The sequence below is a fragment of the Pseudomonas sp. CIP-10 genome (assembly GCF_020911845.1).
GTDB lineage: Bacteria > Pseudomonadota > Gammaproteobacteria > Pseudomonadales > Pseudomonadaceae > Aquipseudomonas > Aquipseudomonas alloputida.
This window is the reverse complement of the sequence record NZ_CP087160.1, coordinates 4,810,849-4,827,450: the sequence shown is the minus strand read 5'-3', so window position 1 is coordinate 4,827,450 and position 16,602 is coordinate 4,810,849. Positions and strand designations below refer to the sequence as shown.

The 16,602-nt window shown below is 62.2% G+C and carries 17 protein-coding genes; 14 read left to right on the top strand and 3 right to left on the bottom strand.

Features of this window, described 5'->3' with window-relative positions:
* Window positions 1–266: 266 nt before the first annotated feature.
* The 6 genes from ffh to LMH93_RS21760 all read left to right on the top strand — a co-directional run bounded on the left by ffh (window position 267) and on the right by LMH93_RS21760 (window position 4,347).
* A complete protein-coding gene (ffh, locus tag LMH93_RS21785) occupies window positions 267–1,643 on the top strand; it encodes a signal recognition particle protein (RefSeq protein ID WP_003252139.1) in 1,377 nt (458 codons plus the stop codon).
* 259 nt (window positions 1,644–1,902) lie between these two features.
* Entirely contained in the window at window positions 1,903–2,154 is a 252-nt protein-coding gene (rpsP, locus tag LMH93_RS21780; protein ID WP_003252142.1) for a 30S ribosomal protein S16, read from the top strand.
* Window positions 2,155–2,159: 5 nt separating this feature from the next.
* The gene (gene rimM / locus LMH93_RS21775) at window positions 2,160–2,696 is read left to right on the top strand and encodes a ribosome maturation factor RimM (protein WP_003252144.1); all 537 of its coding nucleotides are present in this window, start codon (window positions 2,160–2,162) and stop codon (window positions 2,694–2,696) included.
* A gap of 3 nt (window positions 2,697–2,699) precedes the next feature.
* A complete protein-coding gene (trmD, locus tag LMH93_RS21770) occupies window positions 2,700–3,452 on the top strand; it encodes a tRNA (guanosine(37)-N1)-methyltransferase TrmD (protein WP_003252146.1) in 753 nt (250 codons plus the stop codon).
* A gap of 42 nt (window positions 3,453–3,494) precedes the next feature.
* A complete protein-coding gene (rplS, locus tag LMH93_RS21765; protein WP_003252148.1) occupies window positions 3,495–3,845 on the top strand; it encodes a 50S ribosomal protein L19 in 351 nt (116 codons plus the stop codon).
* A gap of 94 nt (window positions 3,846–3,939) precedes the next feature.
* Window positions 3,940–4,347 (top strand): acyl-CoA thioesterase, encoded by a 408-nt coding sequence (locus tag LMH93_RS21760; RefSeq protein ID WP_003252150.1) that lies wholly within the window; start codon window positions 3,940–3,942, stop codon window positions 4,345–4,347.
* A gap of 3 nt (window positions 4,348–4,350) precedes the next feature.
* On the opposite strand, the gene LMH93_RS21755 is transcribed toward LMH93_RS21760, so the two are convergent.
* Window positions 4,351–6,156 carry a cation:proton antiporter gene (locus LMH93_RS21755; RefSeq protein ID WP_108192183.1) on the bottom strand — a complete coding sequence of 602 codons (1,806 nt, stop codon included), beginning with the start codon at window positions 6,154–6,156 and terminating at the stop codon, window positions 4,351–4,353.
* Between the two features lie 68 nt (window positions 6,157–6,224).
* Here LMH93_RS21755 and xerD point away from each other — a divergent pair, with 68 nt between their 5' ends.
* The 6 genes from xerD (at window position 6,225) to LMH93_RS21725 (ending at window position 11,786) form a co-directional block, all read left to right on the top strand.
* The gene (xerD, locus tag LMH93_RS21750) at window positions 6,225–7,121 is read left to right on the top strand and encodes a site-specific tyrosine recombinase XerD (RefSeq protein WP_003252154.1); all 897 of its coding nucleotides are present in this window, start codon (window positions 6,225–6,227) and stop codon (window positions 7,119–7,121) included.
* A 153-nt stretch (window positions 7,122–7,274) separates the two neighbouring features.
* Window positions 7,275–8,018 (top strand): thioredoxin fold domain-containing protein, encoded by a 744-nt coding sequence (locus LMH93_RS21745; protein WP_003252155.1) that lies wholly within the window; start codon window positions 7,275–7,277, stop codon window positions 8,016–8,018.
* A gap of 83 nt (window positions 8,019–8,101) precedes the next feature.
* Window positions 8,102–9,406 (top strand): homoserine dehydrogenase, encoded by a 1,305-nt coding sequence (locus LMH93_RS21740; RefSeq protein ID WP_003252157.1) that lies wholly within the window; start codon window positions 8,102–8,104, stop codon window positions 9,404–9,406.
* Between the two features lie 59 nt (window positions 9,407–9,465).
* Window positions 9,466–10,875 carry a threonine synthase gene (thrC, locus tag LMH93_RS21735; protein ID WP_003252159.1) on the top strand — a complete coding sequence of 470 codons (1,410 nt, stop codon included), beginning with the start codon at window positions 9,466–9,468 and terminating at the stop codon, window positions 10,873–10,875.
* 130 nt (window positions 10,876–11,005) lie between these two features.
* Window positions 11,006–11,425 (top strand): response regulator, encoded by a 420-nt coding sequence (locus tag LMH93_RS21730; protein WP_004575449.1) that lies wholly within the window; start codon window positions 11,006–11,008, stop codon window positions 11,423–11,425.
* A 79-nt stretch (window positions 11,426–11,504) separates the two neighbouring features.
* Window positions 11,505–11,786 carry a DUF3509 domain-containing protein gene (locus tag LMH93_RS21725; protein WP_047604471.1) on the top strand — a complete coding sequence of 94 codons (282 nt, stop codon included), beginning with the start codon at window positions 11,505–11,507 and terminating at the stop codon, window positions 11,784–11,786.
* A gap of 187 nt (window positions 11,787–11,973) precedes the next feature.
* Here LMH93_RS21725 and LMH93_RS21720 read toward each other — a convergent pair whose 3' ends face one another.
* Both LMH93_RS21720 and LMH93_RS21715 read right to left on the bottom strand, forming a co-directional pair.
* Window positions 11,974–12,849 (bottom strand): TIGR02285 family protein, encoded by an 876-nt coding sequence (locus tag LMH93_RS21720; RefSeq protein WP_128573681.1) that lies wholly within the window; start codon window positions 12,847–12,849, stop codon window positions 11,974–11,976.
* A 20-nt stretch (window positions 12,850–12,869) separates the two neighbouring features.
* Window positions 12,870–14,069 (bottom strand): CaiB/BaiF CoA transferase family protein, encoded by a 1,200-nt coding sequence (locus LMH93_RS21715; RefSeq protein WP_003252168.1) that lies wholly within the window; start codon window positions 14,067–14,069, stop codon window positions 12,870–12,872.
* A gap of 130 nt (window positions 14,070–14,199) precedes the next feature.
* Here LMH93_RS21715 and LMH93_RS21710 point away from each other — a divergent pair, with 130 nt between their 5' ends.
* Together LMH93_RS21710 and recJ are read left to right on the top strand one after the other, a co-directional pair.
* Window positions 14,200–14,742: a YaeQ family protein gene (locus tag LMH93_RS21710; protein WP_003252169.1), complete on the top strand. Its 543-nt coding sequence runs from the start codon at window positions 14,200–14,202 to the stop codon at window positions 14,740–14,742.
* Between the two features lie 8 nt (window positions 14,743–14,750).
* Complete coding sequence (gene recJ / locus LMH93_RS21705) at window positions 14,751–16,460, top strand: single-stranded-DNA-specific exonuclease RecJ (RefSeq protein WP_003252171.1); 1,710 nt, start codon at window positions 14,751–14,753, stop codon at window positions 16,458–16,460.
* Window positions 16,461–16,602: the final 142 nt, after the last annotated feature.

Sequence of the window (16,602 nt, the reverse complement as noted above, 5' to 3'; positions counted from 1 at the left end):
TCTGCCGCTCTAGGAAGACTGAAGGGTTGTGTCAGGGCATTCGCGGGCACGCCCGCTCCCACAGGTACGGCCCAGGCCTGCAAGCCGTGAAGATCCTGCGGGAGCGAGCGCGCCCGCGAAGAGGCCAGCACAGCCACCGAATATCTACCAAGGTGTGCGTCGCCGCTGCACTTCGCTATAATCGCCGCCTTGCTGTGCCCGGCGGGTGTGTATTTCCCCCCTGGCACCTGACAAACCTCGGCTTTACTGGGCCTGAAAGGATCACCATGTTCGAAAACCTGACCGACCGCCTGTCACAGACGCTGCGCCATGTCACCGGCAAGGCCAAGCTGACCGAAGACAACATCAAGGACACGCTGCGCGAAGTGCGCATGGCGCTGCTCGAGGCCGACGTTGCCCTGCCGGTCGTCAAGGATTTCGTCAACAGCGTCAAGGATCGTGCGGTCGGTACCGAGGTGTCGCGCAGCCTGACCCCGGGCCAGGCCTTCGTGAAGATCGTCCAGGCCGAGCTGGAAAGCCTGATGGGCGCGGCCAACGAAGACCTCGCACTGAACGCCGCCCCGCCTGCTGTCGTGCTGATGGCGGGCCTGCAGGGCGCCGGTAAGACCACCACCGCCGGCAAGCTGGCGCGCTTTCTTAAAGAGCGCAAGAAAAAGAGCGTGATGGTGGTGTCTGCCGACGTCTATCGTCCGGCGGCAATCAAGCAGTTGGAAACACTGGCCAACGATATCGGCGTCACCTTCTTCCCGTCCGATATCAGCCAGAAGCCGGTGGCCATCGCCGAAGCCGCCATCCGTGAAGCCAAGCTGAAGTTCATCGACGTGGTCATCGTCGACACCGCCGGCCGTCTGCACATCGACGCCGACATGATGGACGAGATCAAGGCGCTGCACGCTGCCGTCAAACCGATCGAGACGCTGTTCGTGGTCGACGCCATGACCGGCCAGGACGCTGCCAACACCGCCAAGGCCTTTGGCGAGGCGCTGCCGCTGACCGGTGTGGTGCTGACCAAGGTCGACGGTGACGCCCGTGGCGGTGCTGCGCTGTCGGTACGTGCAATCACCGGCAAACCGATCAAGTTCATCGGTATGGGTGAGAAGACCGAGGCCCTCGAGCCGTTCCACCCCGACCGCGTCGCTTCGCGCATCCTCGGCATGGGCGACGTGCTCAGTCTGATCGAGCAGGCTGAGCAGACCATCGACAAGGCCAAGGCCGACAAGCTGGCCAAGAAGCTGAAGAAGGGCAAGGGCTTCGACCTCGAAGACTTCCGTGACCAGCTGCAGCAAATGAAGAACATGGGCGGCCTCGGCGGCCTGATGGACAAGCTGCCAAGCATCGGCGGGGTCAACCTGTCACAAATGGGCAACGCCCAGGGCGCGGCCGAAAAGCAGTTCAAGCAAATGGAAGCGATCATCAACTCCATGACCCCGGCCGAGCGCCGCGACCCTGACCTGATCAGCGGTTCGCGCAAGCGCCGTATTGCGTTGGGGTCCGGTACCCAGGTGCAGGACATCGGCCGGCTGATCAAGCAGCACAAGCAGATGCAGAAGATGATGAAGAAGTTTTCTGCCAAAGGCGGCATGGCCAAGATGATGCGCGGCCTCGGTGGGATGCTGCCAGGTGGCGGTATGCCAAAGCTGTAACCCCTGATTCGGGTGCCTGCCTTTTGTCGGGCAAGCGCCCAGAACCCCCGCTGTAGCGGGGCAACAGCCGCGAATTTCGCGGCGCAACCGGCAAATCTGGACGGCAGGGCGAGGCCTTGCCGAAAAAGTCATTTGCAAATGTCCGTGTATTCCCCGAGAATATGCGGCCTTTTGGGCACCCGTGTGCCTATTTGGCATTCAGATTTGCAGTACCAGCTGCTGTATCAACTGCAGCACCGACTATAGGAACGATGTTCACATGGTAACCATTCGTCTGGCCCGTGGCGGCTCGAAAAAGCGCCCATTCTACCACCTGACCGTGACCAACTCGCGTAACGCCCGTGACGGCCGTTTCGTTGAGCGCGTAGGTTTCTTCAACCCAATCGCTGCTGGCGCCGAAGTTAAGCTGTCGGTCAACCAAGAGCGCGTCACCTACTGGCTGAGCCAGGGTGCACAGCCGTCTGAGCGTGTTGCTCAGCTGCTGAAGGAAGCTGCCAAGGCCGCTGCCTGAATAGTATGAACGCGACGCCAGAAAAGGCTGACGACCTCATCGTCGTTGGCAAGATTTTTTCGGTTCACGGCGTTCGCGGCGAGGTGAAGGTGTATTCCTTTACCGATCCGATTGAAAACCTGTTGGATTATCCACGCTGGACGCTTCGGCACGAAGGCAAGGTAAAGCAGGTCGAGCTGGTCAGCGGTCGTGGCTCCCAAAAGGGCCTGGTCGTGAAGCTGAAAGGTCTCGACGATCGCGATGAAGCCCGTCTTCTGAGCGGTTACGAAATCTGCATCCCGCGGAGCCTTTTGCCCAACCTGGCTGCCGACGAGTACTACTGGTACCAGTTGGTAGGTCTGAAGGTCATCAACCAGGACGAACAACTGTTCGGCAAGGTCGATCACCTGTTGGAGACCGGTGCGAACGATGTAATGGTGGTCAAGCCCTGCGCAGGCAGCCTGGATGATCGCGAGCGTCTGTTGCCCTATACGGAGCAATGTGTGCTGGCAATCGACCTCGAAGCAGGCGTGATGCGGGTCGAATGGGACGCGGACTTCTAAACGATGGGTAACCTTCGCGTAGACGTCATCACGTTGTTCCCCGAGATGTTCTCGGCCATCACGGAGTACGGCATTACCAGCCGCGCGGTGAAACAAGGGTTGCTTCAGGTGACTTGCTGGAACCCGCGGGACTACACCACAGATCGTCACCACACGGTAGATGATCGGCCGTTTGGCGGTGGTCCGGGCATGGTGATGAAAATCAAGCCTCTGGAAGACGCCTTGGTTAGCGCCAGGCAGGCGACCGGAGCAGCGGCGAAGGTGATCTACCTTTCGCCACAAGGCCGCAAGCTGACTCAGCAGGCGGTCAAAGGCCTGGCCGAACAGGAATCGTTGATCCTGATCGCCGGTCGTTATGAAGGCATCGACGAGCGCTTTATCGAGGCTCATGTCGATGAGGAGTGGTCGATTGGCGACTATGTGCTTTCCGGTGGCGAGCTGCCGGCCATGGTACTGATCGATGCGGTTACGCGACTGCTGCCCGGAGCTTTAGGGCATGTGGACTCGGCGGAAGAAGATTCCTTCACCGACGGTCTGCTCGATTGCCCGCACTACACCCGGCCTGAGGTGTATGCGGATCAGCGTGTTCCCGACGTGTTGCTAAGTGGCAACCATGCACATATCCGGCGTTGGAGGATGAAGCAGTCCCTTGGTAGGACCTTCGAACGACGCGCCGATCTTCTGGAAAGTCGCTCGCTTTCTGGAGAAGAGAAGAAGCTGCTCGAGGAATATCTCCGCGAGCGGGACGATAGTTAAACGTATCGATGGTGGATCGCGTATCCATCTTAGGAGCACAGCATGACCAACAAGATCATCCAGCAGCTCGAAGCCGAGCAGATGAGCAAGGAAATCCCAACCTTCGCACCAGGCGACACCGTTGTCGTTCAGGTTAAAGTGAAGGAAGGTGAGCGTTCCCGTCTGCAGGCGTTCGAAGGCGTCGTTATCGCCAAGCGTAACCGCGGTCTGAACAGCGCCTTCACCGTGCGCAAGATCTCCAGCGGCGTTGGCGTAGAGCGTACCTTCCAGACCTACAGCCCGCAAATCGACAGCCTGGCCGTGAAACGTCGTGGTGACGTGCGTAAAGCCAAGCTGTACTACCTGCGCGACCTGTCCGGCAAAGCCGCTCGCATCAAGGAAAAACTGTCCTGAGTGCAGTTTGCCCGGTGGCCGAGGCCGCCTAGCGAGAAAAAAGCAGCCTTCGGGCTGCTTTTTTGCGTTTTGAAACCCCAAGAATGTGATTGCCATGACGACCCGAGACCAGGAAATCCAGCGCCGCACCGAACTGTCGGTTACCCGCGTGACCAAGGCGGTGTTCCCCAATACCACCAACCACCACAACACCCTGTTCGGCGGCACCGCCCTGGCCTGGATGGACGAAGTGTCGTTCATCGCTGCCACGCGTTTCTGCCGCCTGCCGCTGGTGACCGTGTCTACCGACCGTATCGATTTCAAGCACCCGATTCCGGCGGGCTCGATCGTCGAACTGGTGGGTACGGTGATCAAGGTCGGCAATACCAGCTTGCAGGTGCAGGTGGATGTGTTTGTCGAGAACATGTACCTGGATGGCCGTGATCGGGCAATCCATGGGGTGTTCAGCTTCGTCGCCATTGACGAGGACAAGCGCCCGGTGCCCGTGCTGCCAGGCACCTGAGCATTACGGTTGCGCTGCTGGCTCGATCAATGCCACCAAGGTCCAGCCCGGTTGTGGCTGCAACGGGTTATCAGGGCTGGCTACATGGACCCAGCCATGGCCATCGCGCGCGAACAGCAAGTTTGCCCGTTCGCCATGCAGTGCCTGGTAGGCATCCCAGCCAAAGCCTTCGGTCAGGTTGGTGCTATACAGCTCGGCGCCTTGATGCAGACGGTTGGCCAGTTGCAGGTAGGTCATCGGCTTGGCCCCCAATAGATGCCCGCGGTGTTCTTCGGCCGCCCGATGCTTGTCGCTACGTTGTTTCTCCAGGCCACTGGCTAGCACGAACAGCCGGCTCTGGCCGAAATCATGACGGAACCTGGCGCAGGCCAGGGCATTGATTTCGCCGGCGGGAGAGAGGCCCAGCAAGTGCCCGAGGCCGACCAGGTCCAGATGGGCGTCGGCATGCTGCGAGGCCGGGTTGCCAAAGTAGGTCGTGAGCCCGTCCATGCGTGCGGCGCGGATGTTTTCCCAGCTGGAGTCCGTCAGCAAAACCCGGCAGCCCAATTGTTGAAGGGCTTTGGCGATGGCCCGGGCCGGCTCGTTGGCACCGACGATGAGAAACCCGCTGGGTGCCGGTTCGGCGACCTTGAGCAAGCGTGCCAGCGGCCTGGCCGTGGCGCTTTGCAGTACCACCGTGCCAATGATTACCGCGAAGGTCAACGGGACCAGCAGCAAGGCATCCTGGTGGCCGGCCTGGTGCAGGCGGATGGCAAAAATAGCGGAAACGGCCGCAGCAACGATGCCGCGTGGCGCAATCCAGGCCAGCAGCGCGCGCTCCCGCCAGTTGAGTGTCGAGCCCAGTGTGGCCAGCCAAACGTTGAGCGGACGTGCCAGCAGCTGGATCACCAGCAACAATGCCAGCACAGCAGGGCCAAGGCCCAGCAGGGCATGCAGGTCAATGCGTGCAGCCAGCAGGATGAACAGGCCGGATATCAGCAGCACACTGAGGTTTTCCTTGAAGTGCAGGATTTGCCGCACATCAACCCCGCGCATGTTGGCCAGCCACATGCCCATCACGGTCACCGCCAGCAGCCCGGACTCGTGCACGATCTGGTTGGCGGCGATGAAAATGCCCAGTACCGCCGCCAAAGACGCGAGATTGTGCAGATATTCTGGTAGCCACTGTTCGCGCATGATTTGCCCCAGTACCCAGCCCCCTGCCGCGCCCAGGGCGGTACCGCAGAAGATCACACCGGCAAAAGTGATAAGGCTCTGGCTCAGGCCGTTACCCTCGGCGCTGGCGATGATGAAGCTGTATACCACCACGGCGAGCAGCGCGCCGATGGGGTCGATCATGATCCCTTCCCAGCGCAGGATGTTCGCGATCGCAGACTTTGGCCGCACCACGCGCAGCATCGGCACGATCACCGTGGGGCCGGTCACCAGCGTCAGGGTGCCGAAAAGAATCGCCAGCGGCCAGTCGAACCCGAGCAGCCAGTGGGTTGCCAGTGCAATCACCAGCCAGGTGACCAGTGCACCCACCGTGACCAGGCGATGCACCACGCTGCCGATCTCGCGCCACTGCGACAGGTGCAGGGTCAGGCTGCCTTCGAACAGGATCAGCGCCACCGCCAGCGACACCAGCGGCATCAGCAATGGGCCGAACAGCGCCTCGGGATCGAGCCATCCCAGCGCTGGACCGGCAAGGATCCCGGCCAACAACAGAAACAGAATTGCCGGCAGCTTCAGGCGCCAGGCCAGCCACTGGCAGGCGAGCGCTGCTGCGCCGATGCCGCCCACACTCAGAAGGATCTGCTGTTCGCTCATGCGGGCTCCCTATGCCGACGTTGTTATGAAAGACTAAGCGCCATTTCGTCGTTTGCCACCGAGATTTCATGCCCGCCCTCGACCACCCCCTGATCGACCAGTTCCTTGACGCCCTATGGCTGGAAAAAGGCCTGTCCGACAACACCCGCGTGTCCTACCGCAGCGACCTGGCCCTGTTCAATGGCTGGCTGCAGGAGCATTCGGTATCGCTGCCAGACGCCGGCCGCGACCTGATCCTCGATCACCTGGCCTGGCGCCTGGATCAGGGCTACAAGCCACGTTCCACGGCGCGTTTCCTCTCCGGTCTGCGCGGCTTTTTCCGTTACCTGCTGCGGGAAAAGCTGGTGGCCATCGACCCGACCCTGCAGGTCGACATGCCGCAATTGGGCAAGCCGCTACCCAAGTCGCTGTCCGAAGCCGACGTCGAAGCCCTGTTGCAGGCTCCGGACCTGGGCGAAGCCATTGGCCAACGCGACCGTGCCATGCTCGAAGTGCTCTACGCGTGCGGCCTTCGGGTTACCGAACTGGTCAGCCTGACCCTCGACCAGGTCAACCTGCGCCAGGGTGTGCTGCGGGTGATGGGCAAGGGCAGCAAGGAACGCCTGGTGCCCATGGGTGAAGAGGCGGTGGTGTGGTTGGAGCGCTACCAGCGCGATGGTCGCGCCGAACTGCTCAATGGCCGTCCCAGCGACGTGCTGTTCCCCAGTCAGCGCGGCGAGCAGATGACGCGCCAGACCTTCTGGCACCGTATCAAACACCACGCACGGGTTGCCGGCATCGACAAGCCGCTGTCGCCGCACACCTTGCGGCATGCCTTCGCCACCCACCTGCTCAACCACGGTGCCGACTTGCGGGTGGTGCAGATGCTGCTGGGCCACAGTGACCTGTCGACCACGCAGATCTATACCCACGTCGCCAAGGCCCGCCTGCAGCAGTTGCACGCCCAGCACCACCCGCGTGGATGAATGTTTTTCATGTTCCGCCGACCGGTCCTTGCGACCCCCTTCACGGGCAGCGTGATGTGGTAGGCTTGAGCGGTTTGCACCAAGGGCCGCACGGTCACCGCGTATTTTCCGCAGGTGGCGCCCTCCGGCCCCTGTCCGCCTTCAGGAGTTCCCATGCGCGTGACCCAGTTTTTCGCCGCCGCCGCGTTGGCGCTGGCCAGTACCTTTGCCGTTGCCGCGGCAACCGATAGCAACGCCGGTGCCGAGCAGGCCATCCGTAAATCGTTGCAGAACCTCGAGTTGGAAGTGCCCGTGGAAAGCGTGGCCAGCAGCCCGCTCAACGGCCTGTATGAAGTCAAGCTGCAGGGCGGCCGCGTGCTGTACGCCAGCGCTGACGGCCAGTTCGTGATGCAGGGCTACCTGTTCCAGATCCAGGACGGCAAGCCGGTCAACCTCACCGAAAAAACCGAACGCCAAGGTATCGCCAAGCTCATCAACGGCATTCCAGCCGCCGAGATGGTGGTTTATCCTGCCAAAGGCGAGACCAAGTCGCACATCACCGTGTTCACCGACACTACCTGCCCGTACTGCCACAAACTGCACGCCGAAGTGCCTGAGTTGAACCGTCGCGGTATCGAAGTGCGCTATGTCGCCTTCCCGCGTCAGGGCCTCGGTTCGGCGGGTGACCAGCAGTTGCAGGCGGTGTGGTGCTCCAGCGACCGCCGTGGGGCGATGGACAAAATGGTCGAAGGTGAAGAAATCAAGGCCGCCAAGTGCACCAACCCGGTCAGCAAGCAGTTCCAGCTGGGTCAGTCGATCGGTGTCAACGGCACGCCGGCCATTGTTCTTGAAAGCGGCCAGGTCATTCCGGGCTACCAGCCGGCACCGCAGGTCGCCAAGCTGGCACTTGCCAAGTAATCCAGTTCAGTACGCCGTCGTCATGGGGTGACGGCAAGTTTCACGGTCGGCAAACGTGTCGGCCGTTCAATGGGGAGTTCACAGTGAAACCGGTCAAAGTAGGCATCTGTGGGTTGGGGACCGTCGGTGGCGGAACCTTCAATGTACTTCAGCGCAACGCCGAGGAGATTGCCCGCCGTGCCGGGCGCGGTATTGAAGTGGCACAGATCGCCATGCGCTCGCAGAACCCGAACTGCCAGATTACCGGTACCCCCATTACCGCTGACGTGTTCGAAGTTGCAAGCAACCCGGAGATCGACATTGTCATCGAGCTGATCGGTGGCTATACCATCGCCCGCGACCTAGTGCTGAAGGCCATCGAAAACGGCAAGCACGTGGTCACTGCCAACAAGGCGCTGATTGCCGTGCACGGCAACGAAATCTTCGCCAAAGCTCGCGAGAAGGGCGTGATTGTCGCTTTCGAGGCGGCCGTAGCCGGTGGAATCCCGGTGATCAAGGCCATCCGCGAAGGCCTGTCGGCCAACCGCATCAACTGGCTGGCTGGCATCATCAACGGCACCGGTAACTTCATCCTCACCGAAATGCGTGAGAAGGGCCGTGCCTTCCCGGACGTGCTGGCCGAAGCTCAGGCGCTGGGCTACGCCGAAGCCGACCCGACCTTTGACGTAGAAGGCATTGACGCTGCGCACAAGCTGACGATCCTGGCGTCCATCGCGTTCGGTATCCCGCTGCAGTTCGACAAGGCCTACACCGAAGGTATCACCCAGCTGACAACGGCAGACGTGAACTACGCCGAGGCGTTGGGCTACCGCATCAAGCACCTGGGCGTGGCGCGCCGCACCGCCGAAGGTATCGAGCTGCGCGTGCACCCGACGCTGATCCCGGCCGACCGTCTGATCGCCAACGTCAACGGCGTGATGAACGCTGTCATGGTCAACGGTGATGCTGCCGGCTCCACCCTGTACTACGGTGCCGGCGCGGGTATGGAGCCTACCGCTTCGTCAGTGGTCGGCGACCTGGTCGACGTGGTCCGTGCCATGACCTCCGACCCGGAAAACCGTGTGCCGCACCTGGCCTTCCAGCCAGACTCGCTGTCGGCCCACCCGATCCTGCCGATCGAAGCCTGCGAAAGCGCCTACTACCTGCGTATCCAGGCCAAGGATCACCCGGGCGTTCTGGCCCAGGTCGCCAGCATCCTCTCGGAGCGCGGTATCAACATCGAGTCGATCATGCAGAAGGAAGCCGAGGAACAGGATGGCCTGGTGCCAATGATCCTGGTGACCCATGGCGTGGTCGAGCAGCGTATCAATGACGCCATCGTCGCCCTGGAAGCCCTGCAGGACGTGGTCGGCAAGGTTGTGCGCATTCGCGTCGAGCAGCTCAACTAACAAATATTGCCGATGGGCCGCCCGCGCGGCCCCGGCCCCAGCATCGAAGGTTTGCACCCATGCGCTATATCAGTACCCGCGGCCAGGCACCGGCCCTGAATTTCGAAGACGTGCTGCTGGCTGGCCTGGCCAGCGACGGCGGCCTCTACGTGCCGGAAAACCTGCCACGCTTCACCCAGGAAGAAATCGCCTCGTGGGCCGGCTTGCCCTACCACGAGCTGGCCTTCCGCGTGATGCGTCCGTTCGTCGAGGGCAGCATCGCCGACGCCGACTTCAAGAAGATACTCGAAGAAACCTACGGCGAGTTCGCCCACGCTGCGGTCGCCCCGTTGCGTCAGCTGAACAGCAACGAGTGGGTGCTGGAGCTGTTCCACGGCCCGACCCTGGCGTTCAAGGACTTTGCCCTGCAGTTGCTCGGTCGCCTGCTTGACCATGTGCTGGCCAAGCGCAACGAGCGCGTGGTCATCATCGGTGCCACCAGCGGTGATACCGGTTCCGCTGCAATCGAAGGCTGCCGCCGTTGCGACAACGTCGACATCTTCATCCTGCACCCGCACCAGCGTGTATCGGAAGTGCAGCGCCGTCAGATGACTACCATCTTTGGCGACAACATCCACAACATCGCCATCGAAGGCAACTTCGACGACTGTCAGGAAATGGTCAAGGCCAGTTTCGCCGACCAGTCGTTCCTCAAGGGCACCCGCCTGGTCGCCGTCAACTCGATCAACTGGGCGCGGATCATGGCCCAGATCGTCTACTACTTCCATGCAGCCCTGCAGCTGGGCGGCCCGGCGCGCTCGGTGGCGTTCTCGGTACCGACCGGCAACTTCGGCGACATCTTCGCCGGCTACCTGGCGCGCAACATGGGCCTGCCGGTCAGCCAATTGATCGTCGCCACCAACCGTAACGACATCCTGCACCGCTTCATGAGCGGCAACCAGTACGTCAAGGAAACCCTGCACGCGACCCTGTCGCCGTCGATGGACATCATGGTCTCGTCCAACTTCGAGCGCCTGCTGTTCGACCTGCATGGTCGCAACGGCGGTGCGATTGCCGAGCTGATGGCCAACTTCAAGCAAGGTGGCGGCTTCAGCGTCGAGCAAGACCGCTGGACCGAAGCCCGCAAACTGTTCGACTCGCTGGCTGTCAGCGACGAGCAAACCTGCGAGACCATCGCAGAAGTGTTCGCCGCCACCGGTGAAGTGCTCGACCCGCATACCGCAATCGGCGTGAAGGCTGCCCGCGAGTGCCGCCGCAGCCTGGACACGCCAATGGTGGTGCTGGGTACCGCGCACCCGGTCAAGTTCCCGGACGCGGTGGAGAAGGCCGGTGTGGGCAAGGCGTTGGAGCTACCCGCGCACCTCAGCGACCTGTTCAGCCGTGAAGAGCGTTGCACGGTCCTGGCCAATGACCTGAAGGCTGTACAGGGCTTTGTCAGCCAGCACGGCAACCGCGGCAAGCCGCTGTAATTGCATGGCGTTTGGGGCTGCAGCGCAGCCCCAACGTCTCAGCCTTTTCCCTCCGGTCTATCAGAAACATCCTATTCAGCCTGCCGGGCGCCAAGCATAAATTAGCCGGTCCTCCCATCAGGAGCGGCTCATGCACCAGCCCTATGTGTTGATTCACCAGGCTCGCCCATCCCACCAGATCCTCTTGCACCAGGCCCTCAATGGCCAAGGCGTCTTCAACGTGCGCATCAGCGAAAGCGTCGCTGACCTCGACGCCTGCCTCTGCGCTGAGCGTCGCCCTGACTTGCTGATCCTTGACCACGCCATGCCAGCCCGGGCCGGCCTTGCTTTGCTCGCCCAGCAGCGACGAGTGCGCGCATTGCTGTTCGTCGGCCAGCCTGCCCCAACGCGTCAAAACCTTGCCCAGGAGGCCAGAAAATGTGGCATGTGGGTGCTCGACGAGTTGCCCTGGCCGCTGTCGATGCCACGCCTGCAGCACGCCTTGCAAACACTGCAGGTGCGCCCAGGGTCGCGTATTCAAACTGTCATGCCAGCCCCGCATGCTCACTGAAGCGGGCGCGGTTTGACGAACTTTCTGCGGCGCCTGTTGGTCAGTTACTTTAGGTCCCACCACGCAGCGAGTGATCCGGATGGAAAGAATCTGCAGCCTGCTCAACGAAGCCCTGACGCCCTATCAGACCCACCTCGGCATCGCCGATCCCAGCGGTAATCGTCAACTGACCGTTCACGACCCCCTCTCAGGTATTACCTTGCGGCGCTCGGTCAGCGAGCGCCAATTGCAGGAGCAACGCCTGCTGATCGACCTCGTGGACGGCTTGCACCGAGACTTGCAGATAGCTGAGGGGCGGTTGCAGCCTTGTGTGATCGCGGCATTGCAGCATCGCCAACAACCGCAGGGAACCTTTGCCTGAGTCGTCCATCAGACAGTGTAGGGGCAGCCAGCCAGTGCTTTGCTCCGGCGCTGGCAAGGCTGCCACGGGAAGTCCTCAAGGGCTTTCGCTTGGCCCCGGGCGTCTTCCCCAGCGCCTGGGGTTTCTTTTTCTGGGCAGGCATGTATCCCTCGGCTGCTCCTGCAACGACGGTGCAGACCGGTTGGGCTTATTTGTCCTCAAAGAAACGCCGGCTTTCCTCCAGATAGTCCTCCCGCAATGCCAGGTCCAGCCAGCGGGCATACAACCCTGGCAACACATCCCGGCGCAGGGTGGGCAGCAACTGGTCGATGTGGGCAACTGCCGCACGCCCCAATTCGCTGTCTGAACAGCCCACATGCAGAAACTGGTAGCGATCCACGCCCTGCACAGTATGAAACTGGTAGTCAGTCAGTGACCCGCCTTGTTGTTGGATCAGGTAGCGAACTTCAGGCCAGTAGCCGAGCACCAGGCGCAGGCGCCCCAACTGCTGCATCTGCAGCAGGTTGGCGGTGGCCTCGTTGCCGTAGTGGCGGCTGAGCGCGCTGTCGGGTAACTGGCGCAAGATGCTGTCAATCTGCGTGCCGTAGCTGCGTTCCGCGACAATCCCAAGCTTTAGCGGGGCCTTGCTCAGCAGGCCATGCAGGTCCACCTGCTGGCCGTCGAGGTAGGGTGCCACCAGCGCCTGGTTTTCCTTGCGCAACACCAGGCCGCCGCTGAGCACGCCCAGCGATGGAACAGAAAAATGCACATATTTGGCCCGTTCCGGTGTCCACAGCAGGGTTGGGTCGCAGGTGAAGGTGTCACGGTCTTGCAGCATCTGCAGGCTGCGGGCGCGGTTGACCCGCACGATGCTGTGTTCGTACTCGGGCATCTGCCTTATCAGCAGCGGTAACAACTGGTCGATGACCCCCCGGCCTTCTTCCGGGCCATCAAAAATGGTGAACGGTGGCAGGTCGCGTACCAGCCAGAAGAGGTGCTCCTTGGCATGTGCGGGCTGCAACAGCAACGCAGGTAGCAGCCCGCAGAGCAGGACCAGGTGGCGTAGGCAGCGGGGCGCGCACATGGAACCGATCAGCGCCAGGATCAGACCGTGCCCGCTGCGCGCAGGCTGGCGATGGCCGCTGCGTCGTAGCCCAGGCTGCCGAGCAGCGCCTCGGTATGCTCGCCCAAGGCCGGGCCGACCCATTCGCTAGAGCCGGGAGTCTCCGACAGCTTGGGCACGATGCCGGGCATGTGGAATGGCTTGCCATCCGGCAACTTGGCCTGCAGGAACATCTCGCGTGCCAGGTACTGGGGGTCGTTGAACATGTCTTCGGCCGAATAGATACGGCTGGCCGGCACTTCGGCAGTGGTCAGCACCTGCATCAGTTGCTCCAGTGGGAGGCTGTTGGCCCAGCGGTCGATTACCCCATACAGCTCGTCACGACGCAGGTCGCGGCCGTCGTTGCTGGCCAGGGTCGGGTCGTCGGCGAGGTCATCGCGACCGATGGCCTGCATGAAGCGCTTGAAGATCGCATCACCGTTGGCGCCGATCTGCACATGCTTGCCGTCGGCGCTTGTGTGGATGGAGGAGGGCGTGATGCCTGGCATGATGTTGCCGGTGCGTTCGCGGATGAAGCCGAACACATCGAATTCCGGGACCATGCTCTCCATCATGGCAAAGATCGCCTCGTACAGGGCCACGTCCACCACCTGGCCCTGGCCGCCATTGACTTCCCGGTGGCGCAGCGCCATCAGCGCGCCGATCACCCCCCACAGGGCGGCAATCGAGTCCCCGATGGAAATCCCGGTTCGCACCGGCGGGCGGTCATCGAAACCCGTGATGTAGCGCAGGCCGCCCATTGACTCGCCTACGGCACCGAAGCCTGGCTGGTCTTTCATCGGCCCGGTCTGGCCAAAGCCCGACAGGCGCACCATCACCAGGCGCGGGTTCAGCGCATGCAGCACATCCCACCCCAAACCAAGTTTTTCCAGCACGCCCGGGCGAAAGTTTTCGATCAGGATGTCGGCCTCGGCCAGCAGGCGCTTGAGGATATCGCGGCCCTCGGGGTGCTTGAGGTTGAGGGTGAGCGACTGCTTGTTGCGGGCCTGCACGAACCACCACAGCGAGGTGCCCTCGTACAGCTTGCGCCACTTGCGCAGCGGGTCGCCGCCATCGGGCGATTCGACCTTGACCACTTCGGCGCCGAATTCGGCACAGATACGCGAGGCGAACGGCCCGGCGATCAGGGTACCGAGTTCGACAACTTTAAGGCCGGCGAGGGGTTTGCTGGGCGTCGACATGGGGTGTCCGTGGCAGTTGGGCAGAGCCGTGGTTTTATCACACGTCGGTTACGCCGGGTACTGCTGCGGGGCATGGAAGGTGCGGATGGGGTAGACTGTGCCACTTTCTTTTGCACGAAGCCCGTCGACCATGGCCCAGCCGTCCACCACCTACAAGTTCGAATTGAATCTCACTGACCTTGATCGCAACGTCTACGAAAGCGTCAAACAGACGATCGCTCGGCACCCTTCGGAAACCGAAGAGCGCATGGCAGTTCGTTTGTTGGCGTACGCGCTCTGGTACAACGAGAACTTGTCGTTTGGCCGCGGCCTGTCGGATGTCGATGAGCCAGCGCTGTGGGAAAAGAGCCTGGACGATCGCGTGCTGCACTGGATTGAAGTTGGCCAGCCTGATGCCGATCGTCTGACCTGGTGCTCGCGTCGTACCGAACGCACCAGCTTGCTGGCTTACGGCAGCCTGCGAGTGTGGGAAGGCAAAGTGGTGAGCGCGGTCAAGAACCTGAAAAACCTGAGCATTGCCGCTGTGCCGCAAGAGGTGCTGGAAACCCTGGCGACCGACATGCCGCGTAGCATCAAGTGGGACGTGATGATCAGTGAAGGTACGGTATTCGTGACTGACGACCGTGGCCAGCATGAAGTACAACTGCAGTGGCTGCTCGGTGAGCGTGGTTGAAGCAACCCATGCGTATCGAACCTCGTCCGCTGCCGCCGACCCTGCCATTTCTGGGTAACCTGCCACCCTTGCTGACCCGCCTTTACGCCGCGCGCGGCGTGCAGAGCGAGGCCGAGCTGGACAAAAGCCTGGCACGCCTGCTGCCGTACCAGCAGCTCAAGGGCATCGAGGCCGGTGTGGACCTGCTGGTCGAAGCCATCGACCAGCGCCAGCGCATCCTCATCGTCGGCGACTTCGATGCCGACGGTGCCACTGCCAGCACCGTCGGGGTGCTGGGCCTGCGCCTGCTGGGGGCAGCCCATGTCGATTACCTGGTGCCCAACCGCTTCGAGTATGGCTACGGCCTGACCCCGGAAATCGTCGAGGTGGCGCTGCAGCGCCAGCCGCAGTTGCTGATTACCGTGGACAACGGCATTTCCAGTGTCGACGGGGTGGCGGCCGCCAAGGCCGCCGGGCTCAAGGTGCTGGTCACCGACCACCACCTGCCGGGCGAGCAGTTGCCCGACGCTGATGCCATCATCAACCCCAACCAGCCGGGCTGCAGCTTTCCGAGCAAGTCACTGGCCGGGGTAGGGGTGATCTTCTATGTGTTGATGGCCCTGCGCGCTCGCTTGCGCAGCCTTGGGCGGTACGAGGCGCAGCCACAGCCGAACATTGGCGAACTGCTCGATCTGGTGGCGCTGGGCAGTGTTGCTGACGTGGTGCCGCTGGATGCCAACAACCGCATCCTGGTGCACCAAGGCCTCGAGCGCATCCGCGCCGGCCGAGCCCGACCAGGGCTGAAGGCCATTCTCGAAGTGGCCCGCCGTGATCACCGGCGCATCACCTCGACCGACCTCGGTTTCATCCTCGGCCCGCGGTTGAACGCCGCAGGGCGGCTGGACGACATGAGCCTGGGTATCGAATGCCTGCTGTGTGAGGACGCGACCCTGGCCCAGGACATGGCCCAGCAGCTGGACGACCTGAACCAGGACCGCAAGTCCATCGAGCAGGGCATGCAGCGCGAGGCCCTGGCCCAGCTCAAGGACCTGCCGGTCGAGTCCATGCCCTACGGCTTGTGCCTGTTCGATGCCGATTGGCACCAAGGGGTGATCGGTATTCTGGCTTCGCGTCTGAAGGAACGTTACCACCGGCCGACCATTGCGTTCGCTGATGCTGGCGACGGCATGCTCAAAGGTTCGGCGCGCTCGGTGCCGGGCTTCCATATTCGCGATGCGCTGGATGCCGTGGCCGCGCGCCACCCGCAGCTGATCAGCAAGTTCGGCGGCCACGCCATGGCTGCCGGTTTGTCGTTGCCAGAAGGCAACTTCCCGGCATTCGCCGAGGCCTTCGACGAAGAAGTGCGGCGTCAACTGCGTGAAGAAGACCTGACCGGCCGGCTGTTGTCCGACGGCAGCCTGGCGGTAGAGGAGTTCCACCTCGACCTGGCCAAGGCCCTGCGCCATGCCGGCCCATGGGGCCAGCACTTCCCAGAGCCGCTGTTCCATGGCGTGTTCCAGTTGGTGGAGCAGCGCGTGGTTGGCGAGCGGCACCTGAAGGTGGTGCTCAAGAGCGAGTGTGGTTCGGTACGGCTGGATGGCATTGCCTTCGGCGTCGACCGCGAAGTGTGGCCGAACCCGACCGTGCGTTGGGTCGAGTTGGCTTACAAACTGGATGTGAACGAGTTTCGCGGCAATGAAAGTGTGCAGTTGATGATTGCCCACATGGAGCCGCGCTGACGGTTTTGCGGGGCTTGCCTTGATTCTTGTGGTGTAGCGGAAATCCAGCGCCGCCCGCGCGGCGCATCGCGACGCAAGGCCGCTTGTGTCTTGATGGGGGATTAGAATCTGGAGTGAGAGCGGTGAATGGCAAGCTGAATGC